A 21048-nucleotide genomic window follows, 5' to 3' on the forward strand; every position below is an offset into this window, starting at 1 on the left:
CGGCCCGCATGGCATGGAAACTGCATGCCAGTACCCCGTACGACCTTTTCAACCCACCCTTCCAGACACAGGAGCAATTGATGGCCAAGACCGTCGCAGACGTGATGCAGATGGTGAAGGACAACGAAGTCAAATTCGTCGACTTCCGTTTCACCGACACCCGCGGCAAGGAGCAACACGTCACCGTGCCGATTTCGGCGTTCGGCGAGGACAAATTCACCTCGGGCCACGCCTTCGACGGCTCCTCCATCGCCGGCTGGAAGGGCATCGAGGCCTCGGACATGCAGCTCATGCCCGACCCGAACACCGCCAACATCGACCCCTTCTTCGAAGAAACCACGCTGTTCCTGCAGTGCGACGTGGTCGAGCCCAGCGACGGCAAGGCCTATGACCGCGACCCGCGTTCCATCGCCAAGCGCGCCGAGGCCTACCTGAAGGCCTCCGGCCTGGGCGACACCGCCTTCTTCGGACCCGAGCCCGAGTTCTTCATCTTCGACGGCGTGCGCTGGAGCAACGAGCCCGGCCGCGTGATGTTCGAGATCGAGGAGTACGAAGCCCCCTGGAACAGCGGCGCCAAGCTCGAAGGCGGCAACCGCGGCCACCGTCCCACGGTCAAGGGCGGCTACTTCCCCGTGCCCCCGGTCGACAGCACGCAGGACATGCGCGCCGAGATGTCCCTGATCCTCGAGTCGCTGGGCATCCCCGTCGAGGTGTTCCACCACGAAGTGGCGGGCGCCGGGCAGAACGAGATCGGCACCAAGTTCAGCACGCTCGTCGAGCGCGCCGACTGGACCCAGGTCCTGAAGTACGTGGTCTGGAACGTGGCCAATGCCTATGGCAAGACCGCCACCTTCATGCCCAAGCCCTACGCCGGCGACAACGGCTCGGGCATGCACGTGCACCAGTCGATCTGGAAAGACGGCAAGAACCTGTTCGCCGGTGACGGCTACGCCGGCCTGAGCGACTTCGCCCTGTTCTACATCGGCGGCATCATCAAGCACGCCCGCGCGCTCAACGCCATCACCAACCCCGGCACCAACAGCTACAAGCGCCTGGTGCCCGGCTTCGAAGCCCCGGTGAAGCTGGCCTACAGCTCGCGCAACCGCTCGGCCTCCATCCGCATTCCCTACGTGGCCAACCCCAAGGGCCGCCGTATCGAGGCGCGTTTCCCCGATCCTTCGGCCAACCCCTACCTGTGCTTCTCGGCCCTGATGATGGCCGGCCTGGACGGCGTGGAGAACAAGATCCACCCGGGCGAAGCCGCCACGAAGGACCTGTACCACCTGCCGCCCGAGGAGGACAAACTGGTCCCCACCGTGTGCCACAGCCTGGACCAGGCCCTGGACTACCTCGACAAGGACCGCGCCTTCCTGACCAAGGGCGGCGTGTTCACCGACTCCATGCTCGACGCCTACATCGAACTCAAGATGGGCGAGGTGACCCGCTTCCGCATGGCGCCGCACCCGGTCGAGTACGACATGTACTACAGCCTGTGATCGCCGGCCCGCGCAGGCGGGCCTGCCGATACAGCAGGGACGGCTCCGGCCGTCCCTTTTTTTTGGGCGCACGTCGATGCGGGGTCGCCCGTGGCACTTTCGTCAGGCAATTGCGTCATACTGCCCCGCGCTGAATGTTGCTGGAGGTCCCGTGTCCGTTTCCCCGTCTCGCCCGATGTCCTGCCTGCCGCTGGCGCTGGCGGCCCTGATGGCCGTGCCGGCCCTGGCCCAGGATGCCATCTACCGCTGCGGCAACGAGTACACGAACAACCCCGCCGTGGCCAAGCAGCGCGGCTGCACGCCGCTGCAGGGTGGCAACGTCACCGTCATCGAAGGCACGCGCCCCAGCCCCACCGCCGCGCCGCGCAGCAACGGCGCCAGCAACACCGCGCCGCGTGTCGACAGCGCCGCGCAGCGCGCCCGCGACGCGGACGCCCGGGCCATCCTCGAGACCGAACTGCGCCGGGCCGAAGAGCGGCTGGCCGAGGCGCAGAAGGCCTACGCGAACGGCGAACCCGAGAAGCAAGGCATCGAGGGGCGCAACCACCAGCGCTACCTTGACCGCGTGGCCGAACTCAAGGCCGCCGTCGGCCGGGCCGAGAACGACGTGGCCGGCATCCGCCGCGAGTTGCAGCGCCTGGGCCCCGCCACCACCAACTGAGGTCCCCGCCGCGCGCCGTCAACCGCCGGCACTGCACGGGCGGCATTCAACTGCCGCACAATGGGCGGCTTGAAAAAGCCCGACGCCTCCTCCCTCTTCAATCTCGTTGCCCGGCGCGGTGCCGCCCGCAAGGAGCCCGCGGTGAGCCCGCGCTTCCAGGCGCTCGACCTGCTGGCCACGCTGGTCGCGGTGGTCGATCACCAGGGCAAGGTGCTGTACGCCAATGCCGTGCTGGAAGACGCCCTGGGCATGTCCAGGCGCAGCATCACCGGTGCGAACCTGCAGGATGTCTTCACCGAGCCCGTGCTGCTCGACAACGCGCTGCAAGGCGCGCGCGACAACGAGTTCGCGGCCCTGCGCTACGACGCCCACCTGCGCCGCCTGAACCACGATTCGCTGCCCGTGCACGTGGTGGTGGCCCAGAACGAGAACGCGGGCGAGGTGGTGGTGGAGATGCTGCCGCAGGAGCAGCAGACCCGCCAGGAGCGCGAGGCGCGCCTGCTCGATCAGGCCCAGGCCAACAAGGAGCTGATCCGCAACCTGGCGCACGAGATCAAGAACCCCCTGGGCGGTATCCGCGGCGCGGCGCAGCTGCTGCAGATGGAGCTGCAGGCCAAGGAGCTGATCGAGTACACGCAGGTCATCATCCACGAGGCCGACCGCCTGCAGTCGCTGGTCGATCGGCTGCTGGCGCCGCACCGGCGCCCGCACGTGGTGGGCGACGTCAACATCCACGAGGTCTGCGAGCGCGTGCGCTCGCTCATCCTGGCCGAGTTCCCCAAGGGGCTGAAGGTGGTCCGCGACTACGACACCTCCATCCCCGAATTTCGTGGCGACCGTGAGCAATTGATACAGGCGGTGCTCAACATCACCCACAACGCGGCGCAGGCGCTGGCCGAGCGCATCGAGGCGGGCGACGCGCGCATCACCTTGCGCACGCGCGTGGGCCGCCAGCTCACTTTCGGCAAGCAGCGCTACCGGCTGGCACTGGAATTGCATGTCATCGACAACGGGCCCGGTGTGCCGGACTCGATCAAGGACCGCATCTTCTTCCCGCTGGTGTCGGGTCGCGACGGTGGCTCCGGCCTGGGGCTCACGCTGGCGCAGACCTTCGTGCAACAGCACCATGGCCTGATCGAGTGCGAGAGCGTGCCGGGGGAGACGGACTTCAAGATCCTGATCCCGCTGCCCTGACCGATAGCAACCACGCACGCGCGACTGAAGGGACCCCTGATACATGAAGCCGATCTGGATAGTGGATGACGACCAGTCCATCCGCTTCGTTCTCGAGAAGGCTTTGCTCCGCGAGAACCTGCCCACCCGCAGTTTCACGAGCGCGCCCGAGGTGCTCAAGGCGCTGAACGAACCGAACGATGCCGATGGTCCGCAGATCCTGGTGAGCGACATCCGCATGCCCGGCGGGTCCGGCCTGGACCTGCTCGAGAAGGTCAAGGAGCGTTTCCCCACGCTGCCGGTCATCATCATGACGGCCTTCTCCGACCTCGACAGCGCGGTCGCGGCCTTCCAGGGCGGCGCCTTCGAGTACCTGCCCAAGCCTTTCGATCTCACCAAGGCGGTCGAGCTGATCCGCCGCGCGGTGGACGAGAGCCAGCGCGAGGAGGTGTCGGAAGAGCGGCTGAGTGCCGCGCCCGAGATGCTGGGCCAGGCCCCGGCCATGCAGGACGTGTTCCGCGCCATCGGCCGTCTCAGCCAGAGCCAGGTCACCGTGCTCATCACGGGCGAGTCGGGCTCGGGCAAGGAGCTGGTGGCGCGCGCGCTGCACAAGCACTCGCCGCGCGCGGACGGCCCCTTCGTCGCGATCAACACGGCCGCCATTCCCAAGGACTTGCTGGAGAGCGAGCTGTTCGGCCACGAGCGCGGCGCCTTCACCGGCGCACAGACCATGCGCCGCGGACGCTTCGAACAGGCCGACGGCGGCACGCTGTTCCTCGACGAGATCGGCGACATGCCCTTCGACTTGCAGACGCGCCTGCTGCGCGTGCTGTCCGATGGGCACTTCTACCGCGTGGGGGGCCACAGCGCCGTGCGCGCCAACGTGCGCGTCATCGCGGCCACGCACCAGAACCTCGAGCAGCGCGTCAAGGAAGGCGTGTTCCGCGAAGACCTCTTTCACCGCCTCAACGTGATCCGCCTGCGCCTGCCCGCGCTGCGCGAGCGCCGCGAGGACGTGCCCATGCTCACGCGCTTCTTCCTCCAGCAAAGCGCCAAGCAGTTGGGCGTGGAGCCCAAGCGCATCGCCGAGTCCGCGCTCAAGCTGTTGGGCGGCTTCGACTTCCCCGGCAACGTGCGCCAGCTCGAAAACCTCTGCCACTGGCTGACCGTGATGGCGCCGGCGCAGGTGATCGAGGTGAAGGACCTGCCGCCCGAGGTGCTCAATGCCGTGGGCATGGCCGAGGCAACTGGTGCAGCGAGCGCTGCGGCGGCGCCCCTGCGCGTGCCGGAGCCGGTGGTCACGATGAGCGAGCCCGTTGTTGCCGCGCCGGCGGTGGTGGTGCCCAGTGCTTCACCGCTGGCAATGCCCATGGCCGCGCCGGTGGCGGCAGCGGTGCCGGAAAGCTCGGCGGCCGCCTGGGAAGCCGGCCTGCAGGCCGAGGCCATGGCCCTGCTGGAAACCGGCCGCACCGACGTGTGGGACGTGCTCACGCGCCGCTTCGAGACCCGGCTCATCCAGACCGCGCTGGCCAATACGCGCGGCCGGCGCATCGAGGCGGCTCACAAGCTGGGCATCGGCCGCAACACCATCACCCGCAAGATCCAGGAACTCGGGATGGAGTGAGCGTGGCGGTGGGGCTCAACCGAGGGTGAGCACCACCGGCGCGTGGTCGCTGGGCTGCGGGTTCTTGCGCGGCAGTCGGTCGATCTGGCAGGCCGTCACCGCGCCGCGCAGCGCCTCGCTCACGAGGATGTGGTCGATGCGCAGGCCGCGGTTCTTCTGGAAGCCGAGCATGCGGTAGTCCCACCACGAATAGCTCTTCTCGGGCTGTTCGAACATCCGGTAGGCGTCGATCAGGCCCAGCTGGAGCAGGGCCTGGAAATGCTGGCGCTCTTCCACCGTGTGGTGGATCGTGTCCTTCAGGCCCACGGGGTCGAAGGAGTCGCGGTCTTCGGGCGCCACGTTGAAGTCACCCAGCAGCACCAGGCGCTGGTGCACCTTCAGTTCTTCCTGCAGCCAGCGGTGCAGCGCCTCCAGCCAGCGCATCTTGTAGGCGAACTTCTCGGTGCCGGGCGCCTGGCCATTGACGAAGTAGCAGTTGACCAGGCGCAAGGGGCCGTCCGGCGTGTCCAGCGTGCCCGCGATCACGCGCGACTGGTCGTCGGCGTGCTGCGGAATGTTGCGCACCACGTCCGTCACCGGCGTGCGGCTGAGGATCGCCACGCCGTTGTACGTCTTCTGTCCGAACACCGCCGCGTGGTACCCGGCTTCCTTCAAGGCGTCGAACGGAAACTTCTCGTCCACGAGCTTGAGTTCCTGCAGGCCCAGGGCGTCGACGGGGTTGGCGGCCAGCCAGTCCAGCACCTGGGGCAGGCGAACGGAGAGGGAGTTGATGTTCCAGGTGGCGAGTTTCATCGGCATGCTCATCCCTTGGGGTCGTAGGTCACGAAGGCGAAGGGCAGGCCGCTTGCCGCGGTGTGCGCTTCGCGCGCCGTCTCGGCCCATTCGGGGCCCAGCGCCGGCATGAAGGCATCGCCCTCGAAGTCGCGCGCGATCTCCGTCACCACCACGCGCTGCGCCTGCGGCAGCGCCTGGCGGTAGACCTCGGCGCCGCCGATCACCCAGACCTCGGCCGCGTCGGCGCACAGCGCCAGGGCCTCGTCGATCGAGCCCGCGCGGCTGGCGCCCTCGGCACGCCATTGCGGGTCGCGCGTCAGCACGAGGTTGCGCCGCCCCGGCAGGGGCCGAAAGCGCGGCGGCAGCGAGTCCCAGGTTTTGCGGCCCATGACGACCGGGCAGCCCATGGTCAGGCGCTTGAAGTGCGCCAGGTCTTCGGGCAGATGCCAGGGCAGGGCGTTGTCCTTGCCGATCACGCCGTTGGCGGCGCGCGCGTAGATCAGGTTCAGTCGGGGCATGGCCCTCATTGTGCCGGCGTGCGCGCCACCGCCGCCGCGCTGGCGCGCGCGGGCCACAGCACGCTGGCGATGGCGACCATGACGAAGACGATGGCCAGCCAGTCCTGCCAGTGCGGGATCTCCCCCACGATGAAGGTGGCCGAGAGCGTGCCCACGAGCGGGATCGCCATCACGCTCATGGCGCTGGTGGCCGGCGGCAGGTGCCGCGCGAGGCCGAACCAGATGAGCTGGGCCACGCCGTAGTTGATGAGCGCGCCGTAGGCCAGCGCCAGCCACATCGGCAGACTGAAGCGCGCCGGGTCCGGCACGGGCTCGAGCGCGACGGCCAACAGCCACAGCACCAGGCTGCCCAGCAACAGCATCCACACCGTCACCACCATGGGAGAGAGCTCAAAGCGCGCGCGGCGGAACATCAGCGTGCCCAGGCCCCAGCTCAGGGCCGCGCCCAGCATCCAGGCGATGCCCACGGGTCGTCCGCTCAGGCTGCTGAGCTCGTGCCACAGCAGCAGCCCGATGGCGATGGCGGCCGACACCACGGCCAGGCGCACGCGCGGCGTGGTGCGCTCACCGAAAAAAGCCGCGCCCAGCAGCACCGTGAAGATCGGCATGGTGAAGCCCACGATGGCCGCGCGGCCCGAGGCCAGTTCCTGCACGCCGAAGATCGACAGGGTGTGCCAGCCCAGCACGTTGGGCAGGCCCAGCCAGGCGATGGTGGCCCACTCCGCGCCGCTCGGGCGCATGCGCTCGCCCTGCCGCTGCACGTAGACGAAGAGCCAGACAGCGCCCAGCAGCATGGTGCTGGCGCGGAAATAGAGCGGCGTGAGCTCCTGCAGGGAGAGCTTCATCATGGGCCAGTTCACGCCCCACATGAGCGTGAGGCCCACCAGGGCCCAGAGTTGTCGGCGGCTGAGCATCGCGCGCTCAGACCGCGACGGGTGCCTTGATCGCCGCGTGGTGCTGGTAGTCCAGGATCTCGAAGTCCTCGGGCTCGTAGTCGAAGATCGAGGCCGGGCGGCGCTTGATGCGCAGCGTGGGGTAGGGGAAGGGCGTGCGCGAGAGCTGCTCCTGCACCTGCTCGCGGTGGTTGCTGTAGATGTGGCAGTCGCCACCCGTCCAGATGAACTCGCCGACGTCCAGGTCGCACTGCTGCGCCAGCATGTGCGTGAGCAGGGCGTAACTGGCGATGTTGAACGGCACGCCGAGGAAGATGTCGGCGCTGCGCTGGTAGAGCTGGCAGCTGAGCTTGCCTTCGGCCACGTAGAACTGGAAGAAGGCGTGGCAGGGCATCAGCGCCATCTGGTGCAGGTCGGCCACGTTCCAGGCGCTCACGATGATGCGCCGCGAATCCGGGTTGGTCTTGAGCTGCTTCACCACCTCGGCGATCTGGTCGATGTGGCGGCCGTCGGGCGCGGGCCAGTTGCGCCATTGCACGCCGTACACGGGGCCCAGGTCGCCGTCCTCGCGCGCCCATTCGTCCCAGATGGTGCAGCCGCGCTCCTGCAGCCACTTCACGTTGCTGTCGCCGCGCAGGAACCACAGCAGCTCCACGATGATGGCCTTGGTGAAGACCTTCTTGGTGGTCACCAGCGGGAAGCCCTCGTTCAGGTCGAAGCGCATCTGATGCCCGAACACGCTGACCGTGCCCGTGCCCGTGCGGTCGGTCTTGGGCACGCCCGTGGTGAACACGTGGCGCATGAAGTCTTCGTACTGGGAGCGGACGGGGCGGGGAGAGGTCATGGCGGTGGCGCGAAGGGTTGCGCCGGCATTGTGCACCGGCGCGCGCCGGTGGCCTCAGCGTTGCGCCGATACCGGCAGCAGCAGCAGGGGCGAAGGCGCCGTGAGCGTGGCGTCGAACGGGTGTTCGGTGAGCGCGTAGAAGCGCTGAATGCGGCGCACGTAATCGCGCGTTTCCGCGAAGGGGGGAATGCCGCCGTGGCGGTCCACGGCGCCTTCGCCCGCGTTGTAGGCGGCCACGGCCAGCGGCACCTGGCCGCGGAAGTACGACAGCAGCCAGCGCAGGTAGGACATGCCGCCGCGGATGTTCTGCTCGGCGTCGAACGGCTGGCTCACCGCGAAGCGCGCCGCCGTTTCGGGGATGAGCTGCATCAACCCCTGCGCGTTCTTGTCGGACACGGCGTGCACGTTGAAGTTGGATTCGGCGCGGATGACCGCATAGACCAGCCCGGGTTCTAGCCCGAAGCGCGGCGCGAGCTTGTACACGATCTTCATGATGCGCTGCCGCTCGGCCGTGTCCACGTGAGCGCGGTAGGCGGTGGACATCGCCAGCTTGTCCTCGGCCAGGCGCTTCTCCTCAGCCTGCGCGGCAGCGATCCGCGCCTCGCGCTCCTCCGCCTCGCGCACGCAGTCGGGCTTGTCGGCGGGCACGCCCAGGCGCTTGAACATGGCCTCGGCCTTGTCGTCGCCCAGCAGCGCCGCGCGCGCGAACCAGTGGGCGGCCAGTGCGTCGCTGCGCGGCACGCCGCGGCCGTTGGCGTGGATCCAGCCCAGGTTGTACGCCGACACCGCGTCGCCTGCGAGCGCGGCCTGGCAGTACAGGCCCATGGCCGCCACCGTATCGCGGGGCACGCCCTCGCCATGCTCCAGGGCGATGGCGCGCTCGCGCCAGGTCTGGCGCTGGGCCACGTCGGCCGCCTGCGCCGCATTCGCGAGCAGGCCCAAGGCCAGCAAGGCGCAGTGCAGAGGCGTCAAGGGATTCATGGGGCGAGAATTCGGCCGGGATTGAGGCGGTTGTCGGGGTCAAGTGCCCGCTTGATGCGGCGCATCAGCGCGAGCGCGACCGGGTCCTTGAAGTGCGTGAGGTGTTCCGCCTTGAGGCTGCCCACGCCGTGCTCGGCGCTGATCGAGCCATCGTAGCGAGCCACGGTGTCGAACACCAGTTGGTTGACCCGCGTTTCCTCCATCTGGAGGAATTTTTTGGCATCTCCGCCGGCCGGTGCCTGGACGTTGTAATGAAGGTTGCCGTCGCCCAGGTGTCCGAAGTTGACCAGGCGCACGCCCGGGATCTCGCGCTGCAGCAAGGCGTCGGCCTCGTCGCAGAAGGCGGGGATGCGCGACACCGGGATGCTGATGTCGTGCTTGATGTTCAGGCCTTCCTGCGCCTGCGCGAGCGGGATGCTCTCGCGGATGTGCCACAGCGCGTGCGCTTGCGCGATGGACTCGGCCACCACCGCGTCGCTCACCAGGCCCTGCTCGATGGCGGCTTCCAGCAGGCCTTCGAACTGCGCGCGCGCGTGGTCTTCGCTTTCGCTGTCGCTGTTTTCCAGCAGAACGCAGTACGGGGACTCCTGCCACAGCGGCACACGCAGCTGCGGCATGTGCCGGTCCACCAGCGACAGCGCGAACTGCCCCATCACCTCGAAGCCGGTGAGCCCGGCGGCGAGGCGCCGCTGGGACAGCCCGAGCAGGTCCACCGCCGCCTGCAGCGTGGGCACGGCCGCCCAGGCCGTGAGCGTGGCGGCCGGCTGCGGGTAGAGCTTGAGCGTGGCCGCGGTGATGACGCCCAGGGTGCCCTCGCTGCCCACGAAGAGATCGCGCAGGTCGTAGCCGGTGTTGTCCTTGCGCAGGCCCGTCAGGCCGTTCCACACCTCGCCCTCGGGCGTCACCACTTCCAGGCCCAGGCACAGATCGCGCGCGTTGCCGTAGCGCAGCACCTGGGTGCCGCCCGCGTTGGTGGCCAGGTTGCCGCCGATGGTGCAACTGCCCTCGGCGGCCAGGCTCAGCGGGAACAGCAGGCCCTCGGCCTCGGCCACCTGCTGCACGGCCTGCAGCACGCAGCCGGCTTCCACCGTCATGGTCAGGTTGGCGCGGTCGATGGCGCGCACGGCGTTCAGGCGCTGCAGGCTCAGCACCACCTGCTGGCCGGAATCGTCGGGCACCGAGCCCACCACCAGACCGGTGTTGCCGCCCTGGGGCACCAGGCTCGCGCCGTGCGCGGCGCAGGCGCGCACCACGGCGGCCACCTCGGCGGTGCTGCCCGGGCGCGCCACGGCCAGGGATCGGCCGTGCGCGCGCTGGCGCCAGTCGCGCTCGTAGGCGGCCAGGTCGTGGGTGTCTCGGGTGAGCACGTGGGCGGCGCCCACGGCCTCGCGCAGAGCGCTCAGCAGGTCCTTGTTCATCGCTTGTCGGCCAGCGCGCGTTCGGCGGCCTCGTTGGCGGCGGCCACGTCGGCCGCCACGGCCTCGGGGCCGGCGGCGCGCAGGCGCAGGCGCACGTGCAGCGCGCAGGCCACGAACAGCAGCACGCACAGCAGGGTCTGCACGGCGGCCAGGGTGGTGGACAGGGCGCTTTCGCCGCTGGTGGCGCGCACCACGCCCTCGGTGAAGTACAGCCACACCAGCAGGCTCAGCCAGCGGTAGGTGTACATGCGGTTCTTGAGCAGGCCGGCCAGCGGCAGGGTCAGCGGCAGCACCTTCAGCGCCCACCAGGAGCCGCCCTCACGCAGTGGCGCCAGCCACAGTTCCCAGGCCAGGCCCAGCACGATCAGGCCGACGAGACAGGCCACCGCGAGGCGGCGGGTGAGGGCCACGCGCGCGGCCGTGGCGGAAGCTGGGGAAGACATGGCGGCCCGACGAAAAAGGAGGCTGGCATGATACCGGGATGACCCTGTCCGAGCGGCTCGACACCCTGCGCGAACTGGCGCGCGACGCCTGGCACGCCGCGCTGCGTTTTCCGTGGCGCAACACCGCCATCACCCTGCGCGAGCGCTTCCGCGAGGACCGCCTCGGCATCACCGCCAGCAGCCTCACCTTCACCACCACCATCTCGCTGGTGCCGCTGTTCACCGTGGCCCTGGCCATCTTCAGCGCCTTTCCCATGTTCGAGCGGCTGCAGCGCACCCTGCAACGCAACCTGGTCGAAAGCCTGGTGCCCGAGAGCATCGCGCGCCCGGTGCTGATGTACCTCAACCAGTTCGTGGCCAAGGCCACGCAGATGGGCTGGGCCGGCGCGCTGGCGCTGCTGGTCACGGCCTTCGCGCTCATCCTCACCATCGACCGCAAGCTCAACGACATCTGGCGCGTGCGCCAGCCGCGCCCGGTGACACAGCGCATCCTGGTGTACTGGGCGGTGCTCACGCTGGGGCCGCTGCTGCTGACGGCCAGCACGGCGGCCACCACCTACGCCGTGGGCAGCGCGCGCAGCGTGGCGGCGCTGCCGGCACCCCTGGGTTTCCTGTTCGATTCGCTGCAACTGATGGTGGTGGTGGGTGGTCTGGCGGCGCTGTACCGCTACGTGCCCAACACCCGCGTGCGCTGGAGCCACGCGCTGGTGGGCGGCTTCTTCGCCGCCGTGGCGCTGGAGCTGGCCAAGGAACTGCTGGCCTGGTACCTCAAGCAGGTGCCCACCTTCTCCGTGCTGTACGGCACCTTCGCCACGGCGCCCATCCTGCTGGTCTGGATCTACCTGGCCTGGGTGATCGTGCTGCTGGGCGCGGTGATCGCGGCCTACCTGCCCAGCCTGCTCAAGGGCGTGGCGCGGCGGGGCGATTCACCGGGCTGGAGCTTTCAGCTGGCGCTGGAGGTGCTGGCGCAGCTCAGCGCCGCGCGCGCCGATGCGCCGCGCGGACAAAGCCTGGAGGCCTTGGCCGCCTCGCTGCGCGTGGAGGCGCTGCAACTGGAAGAGCCGGTGGCGGCGCTGGTCGCGCTCGACTGGCTGGGGCGGCTGGACGAGGAGGGCGAGCGCTACGTGCTGCTCATCGACCCCGAGCGCACGGCGCTGGGGCCTTTGATGGAGCGCCTGCTGCTGGCGCGCCAGGGCCCCACGGCGCGGCTGTGGGACCAGAGCCGCTGGGCCGGGATGACGGTGGCGGAGGCCTTGCCGGAGCCGATGATGCTGCGCTGAACGCGCTTACCGAGCGGGTGGCGGCAGCCGCGTGGCCGCCTTCACGCCACCGGCGGTGAGTTCGGCCAGGATCTCGCGGAACAGGGCCTCGCGCTGGCCGGTTGAGGGGTGCCGGTCCACGGGGCGCTCCACGATGGCGGCGACCTCGGCCAGGTTGTTGGTGTTCAGGTGCGACTGTTCGGCCTGCTCCGCAGACAGGGCCGGTGGCAGGCTGGCCAGGAAATCGCGCACCGCGCTGAACAGGCGGGCGTCGTCGTTGAGCATGCGCTGCGTGAGCCGCACCGCGCAGGCGTCGGACTGCAGCTCCTGATGCACCTTGTGGCGTTCGAACTGCAGCTTGCCGCTCACGATCAGCTTGAGCACCTCGGTGGAGCCCTGGGCGATGTTGGTGAGCTGGTTGAGCAGTTCGCTCACCCCCATGGTGAGCGAGAGGGTGTCGACGATCCGTGCCTGCAAGGCGCGGGTCTCATGGCGCTGCAGGATGTGCGCGACCTCATGCGAAGTGGCCAGGTGCGCCATGTTGAACTTGCGTGAGTCCTTCAGCAGGTTGCTGTCGATGAAGATGAGGCCACCTGGCAGCGCAAGGGCATTGCCGTCGTTGGAGGCGCGCACGAACACCTGGAACTTGTAGGGGTGGGCTTCGCCGATCGCGTCGACGGCGCGCGCCAGCAGGCCATCGGCGATGGCGTAGAGCTTCGGGTCGTCGGCGCGTTCGATCAGCACGCCGCTGTCGCGCATCACGCCCAGGTAGTGCTCTCCATAGGCCACTTCCAGCGGCATGGGCAGCCAGTTCATGCGCACCGCGGCCGTGCGCACGGCCTCCGGTACCTTGTGCTTCGACGCACTCTGACCCTGCAAGCTGCCGAACAGCCCTTTGACGCCCTCGGTGAAGCCCACGCGCGTGAGCTCGAGGAAGTTGCTGCTGAGTTCGAAGGGGGCCACCAGGCTGGTGCATTTGCCATCGCCGTCAATGGACGACAGCGCGATGGTCTTGCGGCCCACCTGGATGCGGTCGGTGGGCTTGGCCTGGCCGATAGCGCCAGCGGTGGCCAGCAGCGAGAGACAGGCGATCAGGAGCAGGACGAGGCGTTTCATTGGACCCCCGCGAGTTGTCTGGCCTGGGCGATGCGCGCGTCGCGCGCGGTGTAGGCGCCGTGCTGGTGGAAGAGGGCGGCCTCCAGCATGGCGCGCTCGGTCGTCTGCGGCTGGGCCGCGAGCGCGTCGAGTTCGCGCGCGGCGTCGGCGTTCTGTCTCAGTTGCACGATCTCCGCAGTGACTTGCGCCGTCTCGGGCCCGGTGCCGGTCTTGAGCGGCGAGCCCGCCGTGAATTTGGCGCTGGTGGCCATGCGCAGCACCGCGGCCATCGAGCGGCAGCGGTCGCTCGCCAGTCCCTTGATGCCCATGCTCTCCACCAGGGCCTTCAACAGGGGCATGCCCTCCTTGCTGGCGTTGATGGCCTTGGCGGGATCACAGGCGGGCTGGGCCTGGGCCAGGGCCTGGGGCGAGCACAGGGCGAGGGCGAGGGCGAGCAGGGGCGATGGGCAGCGCGGCATCACAGGCTCCTGGGTCAGTGCATGAAGATGTGGACCACGGCGTAGGCCACCACGCCGATGTAGATGAGCTTGGGCACCAGGTACAGGCCCAGGTGCACCAGCGTGCCGGCGTCGTCTGCCACGCCATTGCCCAGGTTCCGGAGCGCCTTGACCAGCGAGTCCTTGGGCGGCTGGCTGCCGTGCGAGGCAACCGCGACGCTGGTGGTGACGAAGCCATCGATGAACATGCCGATCAATACCGGCACGGGCGACACCCAGATGGCCACCCGGCTGAAGAACTCGGCCGCCACCCACAGGCCGACCACCGTGAGCAGCAGCATGGCCACCAGCAGCAACAGCAGGGCTATCCAGGAGCTGTGCGACTGCAGCAGCATGCCGCCGATCTCGGCGCCTGCGCCGCTGCGTGCGTCGAACCAGGCTTGCCAGCACCGGTGCGCGACCCAGCCAAACGACAGACCAAACAGGATGTCCACCAGGAAGCTCAGCAGCGAGCTCTTGGTCACGGGGCGGTCCGTCGCGGCCATGGCGTGCACTTCCGCGCCGGCGCGCACGCCCAGGGGAGTGACGAAACGGTCGCTCGCGTCGTACTCGCCCCCGAACACCACGACCTTGGCCAGGGGCCGCGTGTCCGACGCCGGATCCGGCAAGGCCTGGCAGTCGTCGCGCTCCGCGGGCCCATGTCGGGGTCCCTGGCACCAGCGCCACAGCGTGAGCTGGGACAGGGCGCGGTGGAACGGCGCAAAGCTGGCTTCGGCCGACGGGCAGTAGGCGGGCAGCCGGGGCGGCTTCCACAGGGCCTTGAACCATGCCACGAAGCCCGTTGGCCGGGCGCATCCGGTGAGCGGTTCGCGACTCAGGTCGGCGCCGATGCTGTCGAGCTGGGCGTGCAGCGTGTCGGGCGTGAGCAGGGCGCGCAGCAGCGCCTCGTCGGCAAGGAGGGACTTGCACAGCGATGTCGATCCGGAGCGGCCAGCGGGCACGGCCTGCGGTGGCGTCACCTCTTCCACGGCCGATCGCAGGTGCAAGGCCAGGCTGTGTCCGTCGTGGGCCATGGTGCTCGTGACGATGCCCAGCGTGGGCTGCAGGCGTGCGTCGGTGAAGGTCAGCCCCGCTTCGCACATCGTCTTCACCCACTGCGCCTTGGCCTCGCGCAAGGCGGGATCCCAGGCCGGAAACGGCAGGATCAGCCGCCAGATCGCCTTGTCCGCGCGCTGTTCCAGGAATCGGGAGAGCTGATCCTGGGCCGCTTTCTCCGCTGCGCTTTTCAGGCTGAGCGCGGTCGGCGAGACGTCGATGTCCAGTGCCAGCAGACGGGTCTCGGGATCGAGCCGATTCAACAGGGCTTGCAAGTCCTTCAGCAGGACGTCACGGGGCAGCGGGCGCAGACCCGAGTAGTCGAGTTCATGGCGTTCCCGGCTGATCAACACCGTGCTCAGCCTGGGCGGCTGGCTGGTGTCCACGGGCTGCGTCAGGTGCAGCGCAAGGTTGAAGCCCGCCAGCGTGGGCTCCTCCAGTGGCGTGATCAGGAGCTGGGCGAACGGCAGGTGCAGCAGGCTGGCCATGAACGCCGATACCAGCAGCAGGTGCAGCCACAGCGGGGTGTGGGCCGCATGCGCCGCTTCCTCCACGTCCTCCTCGCCGTCGTGCGGCGCCCAATCGTCCACCCTCGCCTCCCGGGCCCGTGCAGGGCCGTTGCCAGTGGGGCGGCCGTGTGATCACTCGTTGAAAGGTATCGGGCAACGGCCGGTATCGGCCCGAGATTGCAACATTCAGTTACTGTTCGTCAACGGCGAACGGGGGTATTTCCGCCGATCGGTTGCCAACAGGTCCGATCGCACCGCACGTGCGCCGAAGTGGTGCGCCGGGGTTCACCCCACCACGAACGGCGCCGCCAGAAACCCCCGAAAGCGCGCCCGGCCGCCCCGCGTGGGCGCGGCCGTGAGCCGGTAGCCCGGAAAGCGCCGCAGGAAGCGGCCGATGGCGATGCGCCCTTCCAGCCGCGCCAGGCTCAGCCCCGCGCACTGGTGGATGCCGAAGCCGAAGGCCAGGTGCTTGTTCGGTTCGCGCGCGATGTCCAGCGTTTCGGGATCGGCGAACTGCGCCGGGTCGCGGTTGGCCGCGCCGATGCACAGCGTGACCAGCGTGCCCGCCGGCAGGTCCACGCCGCCGATGCTCACGTCCTTCACCGCGCGGCGATTGCCGAGCTGGTTGGACGACTCATAGCGCAGGAACTCGTCCACCGCGCGGTCCAGCACGCTCACCTCGTCTTCGCCGCCCATGCGCTGCAGCAGTTGCTGGCGCACGGCGGGGTGCTCCTGCAGTGCCACCAGCGCGTTGCCGATGAGGTTGGTGGTGGTCTCGTGTCCCGCATTGAGCAGGAAGATGCAGTTCTGCAGCAGTTCCACCTCGCTCAGTTGCTCGCCGTCGGCCTCGCCCTGGATCAGGCGCGTGAGCACGTCGCGCTCCGGGTCGCCAGGCGCCTGGCGGCGCGCCGCCACCAGGGTGCGCAGGTAGTCGCACATTTCCGTCACGGCGCGGTGGCCGCGTTCGGCCTGCGCGGGGGTGATGGTGGGCTCCAGCGCGCCCAGGATGGCCAGTGACCAGTCGCGCAGCGGGCCCCGCTCGGCGTGCGGCACGCCCAGCAGGTTGCCGATGATCTCCACGGGAATGGCGGCGGCGAAGTCCTCGATCAGGTCGCCGCCCTCGTGCGCGGCGATGCCGTCGAGCAGGCGGTCCACCAGCTCCACCAGGCCGGCCTCCATGTCGGCGATGGCGCGGCGCGTGAGCGCACCCATGATCAGGCGGCGCACGCGCGTGTGCAGCGGCGGGTCGTTGAACACCAGGCTGGTGGTGTGGTGCTCGAACAGCGGCGTGCCCGCGCCGTACTTGGGCGCGAACTCCACGTGCTTGTCGGAACTGAACGAGGCCGCGTCGCGGTACACGGCGGCCAGGTCGGCCCAGCGCGTGAGGAACACCGAGCCGTCGGGCATGCGGCGCACCGGGTCGTTCTCGCGCAGCGCGCGGTAGACGGGGTAGGGGTTGGTGAAGAAGTCGGGCGGCAGGGCGCGCAGGTCGAAGGCCTGCGCGATGGCCTGGGCGCGGTCGGCCGCCAGGGGCGGGGTGATGTCGTCGGCGGTGATCGTCATGCTTGGAGGAAGTCGCGGATCGCGAACAGCGTCGCATCCGGGGTTTCGGTCATCTGGTGGTGGCCGACGGGCAGCGTCTCCACCTTGAAGGTCTTGCTCGCGCCCTTCGCGGTGTCGATGAGGGTCTTCGCGGCCTTGGCCTGCGTCATCTGGTCCTGCGCGCCCAGCACGAACAGCACGGGGCAGGTGAGGGCTTTCATCGCGGCCTCGCCGTTGGCGTAGGTGTCGCAGGCCACGAAGCCGCGGTGGAACACATTGGCCTTCGCGTTGCTTCGCAGCACGCGCCGGCCCAGCGCCAGGCTCGTGCCATACACCCAGGTGCCCGGCCCCAGCGAGGAGGGCGGCGCGGCCAGGGTGCTGCGGCTGAACACGTTGATCATCTTCAGCGCCTTCTCGGGCTCGTTCAGCGAGGCCTCGATCAGCGCGGGCGAGACCTTCATCGGGTAGGCCGTGCCCACCAGCACCGCGTGCGTGATGCGCTCCTTGAGGCGGCCCGCCGTCTCCAGCGCGATCAGCGAGCCCCAGCTGTGGCCCACCAGCGCGACGCGTTGCACACCGGCCGCGTCCAGCAGCGCGGCGATGAAGTCGGCCGCCTGCTCCACCGATGCCGGCGCCTCGCCCTGGCTGCGCGCGTGGCCTGGCAGGTCCACGGCGAGCACGTTGAAGCCGTGGTTGGCCAGGTAGCGGCTTTGCAGGGCCCAGACGCTGTGGTCATTGACCACGCCGTGGATGAAGACCACGGTGGGTTTGGCGGGGTCGAAGGCTTTGCCGCCGGTGTAGCAGTACGTCTTGGCGCCTTTGACTTGAAGCTCCATCTCAGGCCCCCGCTTTCTCGGCGGCCTTCAGCGCGCGCTTGAGGTCGTCGATCAGGTCGTCCGCGTCTTCCAGCCCGATGGAGAGGCGAATGGTGCCCGGCCCGATGCCCGCGCCCGCCAGCGCCTCGTCGCTCATGCGGAAGTGCGTGGTGCTGGCCGGGTGGATCACGAGCGAGCGGCAATCCCCCACGTTGGCCAGGTGGCTGAAGAGCTTGAGCGCCTCGATGAAAGCACGGCCCTGGGCGCGTGAGCCCTTGATGTCGAAGCTGAACACCGAGCCCGCGCCGCGCGCGCCGAAGCGCAGCAGCTTGCCGGCCAGCGCGTGGCTGGGGTGCGATTCGATGAGCGGGTGGCCCACGCGGCCCACCAGCGGGTGGCTGGCGAGGAAGCTCACCACCTTCTCGGTGTTGGCCATGTGCCGGTCCATGCGCAGCGACAGCGTCTCGATACCCTGCAGGATCAGCCAGGCGCTGTGCGGGCTCATGCAGGCGCCGAAGTCGCGCAGGCCCTCGCGGCGCGCGCGCAGCAGGAAGGCGCCCACCGTGGACTCCTCGGTGAACACCATGTTGTGAAAGCCTTCGTAGGGCGCGCTGAACTCGGGGAAGTGGCCGGCGGCGTCCCAGTCGAAACTGCCGCCATCGATCAACACCCCGCCGATGACCGTGCCGTGGCCACTGAGGAACTTGGTGGCCGAGTGGTAGACCAGGTCGGCGCCCAGCTCCAGGGGTTTGACCAGGTAAGGCGTTGTCAGGGTTGAATCCACCAGCAACGGCACCCGGGCCTCGTGCGCGATCTGCGCCACGGTGGGCATGTCCAGCACGTCCAGGCCCGGGTTGCCCACGGTCTCGCCGAACAGCAGGCGCGTGTTGGGGCGGATGGCCGCGCGCCAGCCGTCGATGTCGCCGGGCTTGACGAAGGTGGTCTCGATGCCGAAGCGGCGCATGGTGTAGTGCAGCAGGTTCTGGCTGCCGCCGTACAGGGCCGTGCTGGCCACGATGTGCGAGCCCGCCCCCATGAGCGTGGCCACCGCCAGGTGCAGCGCCGCCTGGCCGCTGGCGGTGGCGATGGCGCCGATGCCGCCTTCCAGCGCGGCCATGCGCTGCTCGAACACCGCGTTGGTGGGGTTGCTGATGCGGCTGTAGACGTGGCCGGCGCGCTCCAGGTTGAAGAGCGCGGCGGCGTGCTCGCTCGATTCGAAGACGAACGAGGTGGTGAGGTGGATGGGCACGGCTCGCGCGCCGGTGGCGGGGTCGGGCGCGGCGCCCGCGTGCAGCGCGAGCGTGTCGAAGCCGGGGTCGGCGTGGCCTGCCATGGGATCGGTCTCCTCTGTGTTTCTCGGGGGATTGTGGGCTATATTGGTCCCCCCGCCGCTCGCGCGGGCGACACATCCCGAGGAGACCATCATGAAAGTCAGCGACATCCTGCGCGTCAAGGGCGGCACGCTTTACACCGTCTCCCCCGACGAGCGACTCGAGGTGGCGGTGCAGACCATGGCGCAGTACGACATCGGCTCGCTGGCCGTGATGGAGCACGGCGAGCTGGTGGGCATGCTGACCTTTCGCGAGCTCATCGAAACCCTGGCCACCAACAACGGCCAGCTCGGCGGGCGCATCGTGCGCACGGTGATGGACGACCACCCCATGACCTGCACACCCGAGACCGAGCTCGAACAGGTGCGGCCCATGATGCTGGAGCGGCACACGCGCTACATGCCGGTGATGGACGCCCGCATGCTCATGGGCGTGATCAGCTTCTACGACGTGGCCAAGGCCGTGGTGGACAGCCAGAACTTCGAAAACAAGATGCTCAAGGCCTACATCCGCGACTGGCCCGAGGAAGAGACGCCGGCGGACCCGCCGCCGCAGCTCAAAGTCGCTCGCTGAGCGCAAAGCACACCAGCCCAGGGACACCACGGAACCGGCTTCGCCGGGCCGTCGGTGTCGCCCCCCTCGTGAGGGGGGACGCGCGCAGCGCGGCGGGGGGTTACCCCAAGCTCATGTGGATGTGTTCCCGCACGCGCGGGTAGATCTGTGAGTTCCAGCGCCGCCCGCTGAACACCCCGTAGTGCCCCACACCCGTCTGGATGTGGTGCGTCTTGCGGTAGGGCCGGATGCCGGTGCACAGGTCCTGCGCCGCCACCGTCTGGCCGATGGAGCAGATGTCGTCGCGCTCCCCTTCCACCGTCATCAGCGCCGTGCGGCGAATCGCCCCGGGGTTCACGCGCCGCCCGCGCCACGTCAGCTCCCCGCGCGCCAGGTCGAAGGTCTGGAACACCTTCTCCACCGTCTCCAGGTAGAACTCGGCCGGCAGGTCGTTCACGGCCAGGTACTCCTCGTAGAAGTCCTGAATGGTGCGGGCCTCGTCCACCCGGCCTTCCACCAGGTGCTCCGCCATGGTGCGGAAGGACTGCTGGTGCCGCTCCGGGTTCATGCTCATGAAGGCCGTGAGCTGCACGAAGCCCGGGTACACGCGGCGCATGTGCCCCGCGTGCGGCAGCGGCACGTGGCTGATGAGGTTCTTGGCGAACCACCCGATGGGCTTGCTGGTGGCCAGGCGGTTCACCTCGGTGGGGTTGACGCGGCAGTCCACCGGCCCGGCCATGAGCGTGAGGCTGGCGGGCGTGGCGGGGTGTTCGTCCTCGGCCATGAGCGCGGTGGCCGCCAGTGCGGCCACGCAGGGCTGGCAGACGGCGATGACGTGGTGGCCCGGGCCGATGGCGGCGGAGAACCGCATCATGTAGTCGATGTAATCGTCCAGCCCGAAGGCGCCGTGGCGCAGGTGCACGTCGCGCGCGTTGTGCCAGTCGGTGATGTAGACGTCGTGGTCCTGCAGCAGGGTGCGCGCGGTCTCGCGCAGCAGGGTGGCGAAGTGGCCCGACAGCGGCGCCACCAGCAGCACCGGCGGGCCCGGCTCGGCCGTGCGCTTGGCGAAGTGGAGCAGGCTGCCGAAGGGCAGGGTGAGCTCGACCTTTTCGTCCACCGCCACGGGTTCGCCGTTCACCAGCACCTCGCCGATGCCGTAGGGCGGGCGGCTGTGGGTGAGGCGCAGGCGCGAGACGAGGTCGCAGGCGGCGGCGATCTGGCGCAGCCAGGTGCGTTCGGTGCGGGGCACCCAGAGCGCCGAGGCCAGGGACTGGGCGGCCAGCCGCCAGGGGGAGAGCAGGTCGGACTGGGACTGATAGGCCTGGTACAGCATGGGCGTCGTGCCTCTCGTGGAGGGGTGCGCGGCGTGCAGGCAAGACCCGGGCCAGCCGCGCGGTGCACCGGCGCGGTGCCTGGGTGTTTTCATCAGATGGCACAGGCTTTGCTGAGTGCGTGGGCACTCACCGGAGACGCCCCATGGCCAGCACCGCGGAACTCACCATCAGCAGCAAGAACTACGGCGCCTGGGCGCTGCGCGGCTGGCTCATGTGCAAGCTGGCGGGGCTGA

The 21048-nt window shown here is 69.2% G+C and carries 20 protein-coding genes and 1 pseudogene; 7 read left to right on the top strand and 14 right to left on the bottom strand.

Annotation, left to right across the window (positions count from 1 at the left end):
* Window positions 1-80: 80 nt before the first annotated feature.
* The 4 genes from glnA (at window position 81) to ntrC (ending at window position 4954) form a co-directional block, all read left to right on the top strand.
* Window positions 81-1496 (top strand): type I glutamate--ammonia ligase, encoded by a 1416-nt coding sequence (glnA, locus tag VLG41_RS00350; protein ID WP_325347408.1) that lies wholly within the window; start codon window positions 81-83, stop codon window positions 1494-1496.
* A 175-nt stretch (window positions 1497-1671) separates the two neighbouring features.
* Window positions 1672-2157 (top strand): hypothetical protein, encoded by a 486-nt coding sequence (locus VLG41_RS00355; protein WP_325347430.1) that lies wholly within the window; start codon window positions 1672-1674, stop codon window positions 2155-2157.
* Window positions 2158-2217: 60 nt separating this feature from the next.
* Entirely contained in the window at window positions 2218-3351 is a 1134-nt protein-coding gene (gene glnL / locus VLG41_RS00360) for a nitrogen regulation protein NR(II) (protein ID WP_325347409.1), read from the top strand.
* 43 nt (window positions 3352-3394) lie between these two features.
* Entirely contained in the window at window positions 3395-4954 is a 1560-nt protein-coding gene (gene ntrC / locus VLG41_RS00365; RefSeq protein WP_325347410.1) for a nitrogen regulation protein NR(I), read from the top strand.
* Window positions 4955-4969: 15 nt separating this feature from the next.
* On the opposite strand, the gene xth is transcribed toward ntrC, so the two are convergent.
* Genes xth through VLG41_RS00400 form a run of 7 tightly spaced genes read right to left on the bottom strand, consistent with a single transcriptional unit; the run spans window position 4970 to window position 10825 of the window.
* The gene (xth, locus tag VLG41_RS00370; protein WP_325347411.1) at window positions 4970-5746 is read right to left on the bottom strand and encodes an exodeoxyribonuclease III; all 777 of its coding nucleotides are present in this window, start codon (window positions 5744-5746) and stop codon (window positions 4970-4972) included.
* Between the two features lie 8 nt (window positions 5747-5754).
* Window positions 5755-6246 carry a dihydrofolate reductase gene (locus tag VLG41_RS00375; protein WP_325347412.1) on the bottom strand — a complete coding sequence of 164 codons (492 nt, stop codon included), beginning with the start codon at window positions 6244-6246 and terminating at the stop codon, window positions 5755-5757.
* Window positions 6247-6251: 5 nt separating this feature from the next.
* Complete coding sequence (locus tag VLG41_RS00380) at window positions 6252-7160, bottom strand: DMT family transporter (protein WP_325347413.1); 909 nt, start codon at window positions 7158-7160, stop codon at window positions 6252-6254.
* A gap of 7 nt (window positions 7161-7167) precedes the next feature.
* Complete coding sequence (locus VLG41_RS00385) at window positions 7168-7983, bottom strand: thymidylate synthase (protein WP_325347414.1); 816 nt, start codon at window positions 7981-7983, stop codon at window positions 7168-7170.
* Window positions 7984-8037: 54 nt separating this feature from the next.
* The gene (locus VLG41_RS00390; RefSeq protein WP_325347415.1) at window positions 8038-8964 is read right to left on the bottom strand and encodes a lytic transglycosylase domain-containing protein; all 927 of its coding nucleotides are present in this window, start codon (window positions 8962-8964) and stop codon (window positions 8038-8040) included.
* Window positions 8961-10382 carry an FAD-binding oxidoreductase gene (locus tag VLG41_RS00395; protein WP_325347416.1) on the bottom strand — a complete coding sequence of 474 codons (1422 nt, stop codon included), beginning with the start codon at window positions 10380-10382 and terminating at the stop codon, window positions 8961-8963. Before VLG41_RS00395 ends, VLG41_RS00390 begins: the two co-directional genes overlap by 4 nt.
* A complete protein-coding gene (locus VLG41_RS00400; RefSeq protein WP_325347417.1) occupies window positions 10379-10825 on the bottom strand; it encodes a DUF2069 domain-containing protein in 447 nt (148 codons plus the stop codon). Before VLG41_RS00400 ends, VLG41_RS00395 begins: the two co-directional genes overlap by 4 nt.
* Before the next feature lie 38 nt (window positions 10826-10863).
* On the opposite strand from VLG41_RS00400, the gene VLG41_RS00405 reads away from it, so the two are divergent.
* A complete protein-coding gene (locus VLG41_RS00405) occupies window positions 10864-12105 on the top strand; it encodes a YihY family inner membrane protein (protein WP_325347418.1) in 1242 nt (413 codons plus the stop codon).
* Between the two features lie 6 nt (window positions 12106-12111).
* Here the strand turns inward: VLG41_RS00405 and VLG41_RS00410 are convergent, their stop codons facing one another.
* From VLG41_RS00410 to VLG41_RS00435, 6 genes are all read right to left on the bottom strand, one after another.
* The gene (locus tag VLG41_RS00410; protein ID WP_325347419.1) at window positions 12112-13200 is read right to left on the bottom strand and encodes a M48 family metalloprotease; all 1089 of its coding nucleotides are present in this window, start codon (window positions 13198-13200) and stop codon (window positions 12112-12114) included.
* Window positions 13197-13658: a hypothetical protein gene (locus tag VLG41_RS00415; RefSeq protein WP_325347420.1), complete on the bottom strand. Its 462-nt coding sequence runs from the start codon at window positions 13656-13658 to the stop codon at window positions 13197-13199. The genes VLG41_RS00410 and VLG41_RS00415 overlap by 4 nt, the downstream gene beginning before the upstream one ends.
* Before the next feature lie 14 nt (window positions 13659-13672).
* Entirely contained in the window at window positions 13673-15322 is a 1650-nt protein-coding gene (locus VLG41_RS00420; RefSeq protein ID WP_325347421.1) for a hypothetical protein, read from the bottom strand.
* A 204-nt stretch (window positions 15323-15526) separates the two neighbouring features.
* Window positions 15527-16804 (bottom strand): cytochrome P450, encoded by a 1278-nt coding sequence (locus tag VLG41_RS00425; RefSeq protein WP_325347422.1) that lies wholly within the window; start codon window positions 16802-16804, stop codon window positions 15527-15529.
* Window positions 16801-17619, bottom strand: coding sequence for an alpha/beta hydrolase (locus VLG41_RS00430; RefSeq protein WP_325347423.1), 819 nt, complete (start codon window positions 17617-17619; stop codon window positions 16801-16803). The genes VLG41_RS00425 and VLG41_RS00430 overlap by 4 nt, the downstream gene beginning before the upstream one ends.
* 1 nt (window position 17620) lies before the next feature.
* Window positions 17621-18931 carry an O-acetylhomoserine aminocarboxypropyltransferase gene (locus tag VLG41_RS00435; protein WP_325347424.1) on the bottom strand — a complete coding sequence of 437 codons (1311 nt, stop codon included), beginning with the start codon at window positions 18929-18931 and terminating at the stop codon, window positions 17621-17623.
* A 91-nt stretch (window positions 18932-19022) separates the two neighbouring features.
* Between VLG41_RS00435 and VLG41_RS00440 the strand changes: the two genes are divergently transcribed.
* A complete protein-coding gene (locus VLG41_RS00440) occupies window positions 19023-19502 on the top strand; it encodes a CBS domain-containing protein (RefSeq protein WP_325347425.1) in 480 nt (159 codons plus the stop codon).
* A 100-nt stretch (window positions 19503-19602) separates the two neighbouring features.
* On the opposite strand, the gene VLG41_RS00445 is transcribed toward VLG41_RS00440, so the two are convergent.
* Window positions 19603-20814 carry a polyhydroxyalkanoate depolymerase gene (locus tag VLG41_RS00445; RefSeq protein ID WP_325347426.1) on the bottom strand — a complete coding sequence of 404 codons (1212 nt, stop codon included), beginning with the start codon at window positions 20812-20814 and terminating at the stop codon, window positions 19603-19605.
* 143 nt (window positions 20815-20957) lie between these two features.
* On the opposite strand from VLG41_RS00445, the pseudogene VLG41_RS00450 reads away from it, so the two are divergent.
* A pseudogene (locus VLG41_RS00450) lies at window positions 20958-21048 on the top strand (glutathione S-transferase); the annotation flags it as partial.

The organism is Hydrogenophaga sp., from assembly GCF_035481345.1.
In the GTDB taxonomy this organism is placed as follows: domain Bacteria; phylum Pseudomonadota; class Gammaproteobacteria; order Burkholderiales; family Burkholderiaceae_C; genus Hydrogenophaga.

Coding starts and splice junctions, on each gene's coding strand:
- VLG41_RS00435 (WP_325347424.1), bottom strand. CDS start 18,931: ATGGCAGGCCACGCCGACCCCGGCTTCGACACGCTCGCGCTGCACGCG.
- VLG41_RS00425 (WP_325347422.1), bottom strand. CDS start 16,804: ATGACGATCACCGCCGACGACATCACCCCGCCCCTGGCGGCCGACCGC.
- VLG41_RS00400 (WP_325347417.1), bottom strand. CDS start 10,825: ATGTCTTCCCCAGCTTCCGCCACGGCCGCGCGCGTGGCCCTCACCCGC.
- VLG41_RS00440 (WP_325347425.1), top strand. CDS start 19,023: ATGAAAGTCAGCGACATCCTGCGCGTCAAGGGCGGCACGCTTTACACC.
- VLG41_RS00430 (WP_325347423.1), bottom strand. CDS start 17,619: ATGGAGCTTCAAGTCAAAGGCGCCAAGACGTACTGCTACACCGGCGGC.
- VLG41_RS00395 (WP_325347416.1), bottom strand. CDS start 10,382: ATGAACAAGGACCTGCTGAGCGCTCTGCGCGAGGCCGTGGGCGCCGCC.
- VLG41_RS00410 (WP_325347419.1), bottom strand. CDS start 13,200: ATGAAACGCCTCGTCCTGCTCCTGATCGCCTGTCTCTCGCTGCTGGCC.
- ntrC (WP_325347410.1), top strand. CDS start 3,395: ATGAAGCCGATCTGGATAGTGGATGACGACCAGTCCATCCGCTTCGTT.
- glnL (WP_325347409.1), top strand. CDS start 2,218: ATGGGCGGCTTGAAAAAGCCCGACGCCTCCTCCCTCTTCAATCTCGTT.
- VLG41_RS00380 (WP_325347413.1), bottom strand. CDS start 7,160: ATGCTCAGCCGCCGACAACTCTGGGCCCTGGTGGGCCTCACGCTCATG.
- VLG41_RS00405 (WP_325347418.1), top strand. CDS start 10,864: ATGACCCTGTCCGAGCGGCTCGACACCCTGCGCGAACTGGCGCGCGAC.
- VLG41_RS00385 (WP_325347414.1), bottom strand. CDS start 7,983: ATGACCTCTCCCCGCCCCGTCCGCTCCCAGTACGAAGACTTCATGCGC.
- glnA (WP_325347408.1), top strand. CDS start 81: ATGGCCAAGACCGTCGCAGACGTGATGCAGATGGTGAAGGACAACGAA.
- VLG41_RS00445 (WP_325347426.1), bottom strand. CDS start 20,814: ATGCTGTACCAGGCCTATCAGTCCCAGTCCGACCTGCTCTCCCCCTGG.
- VLG41_RS00415 (WP_325347420.1), bottom strand. CDS start 13,658: ATGCCGCGCTGCCCATCGCCCCTGCTCGCCCTCGCCCTCGCCCTGTGC.
- VLG41_RS00375 (WP_325347412.1), bottom strand. CDS start 6,246: ATGCCCCGACTGAACCTGATCTACGCGCGCGCCGCCAACGGCGTGATC.
- xth (WP_325347411.1), bottom strand. CDS start 5,746: ATGAAACTCGCCACCTGGAACATCAACTCCCTCTCCGTTCGCCTGCCC.
- VLG41_RS00390 (WP_325347415.1), bottom strand. CDS start 8,964: ATGAATCCCTTGACGCCTCTGCACTGCGCCTTGCTGGCCTTGGGCCTG.
- VLG41_RS00355 (WP_325347430.1), top strand. CDS start 1,672: ATGTCCTGCCTGCCGCTGGCGCTGGCGGCCCTGATGGCCGTGCCGGCC.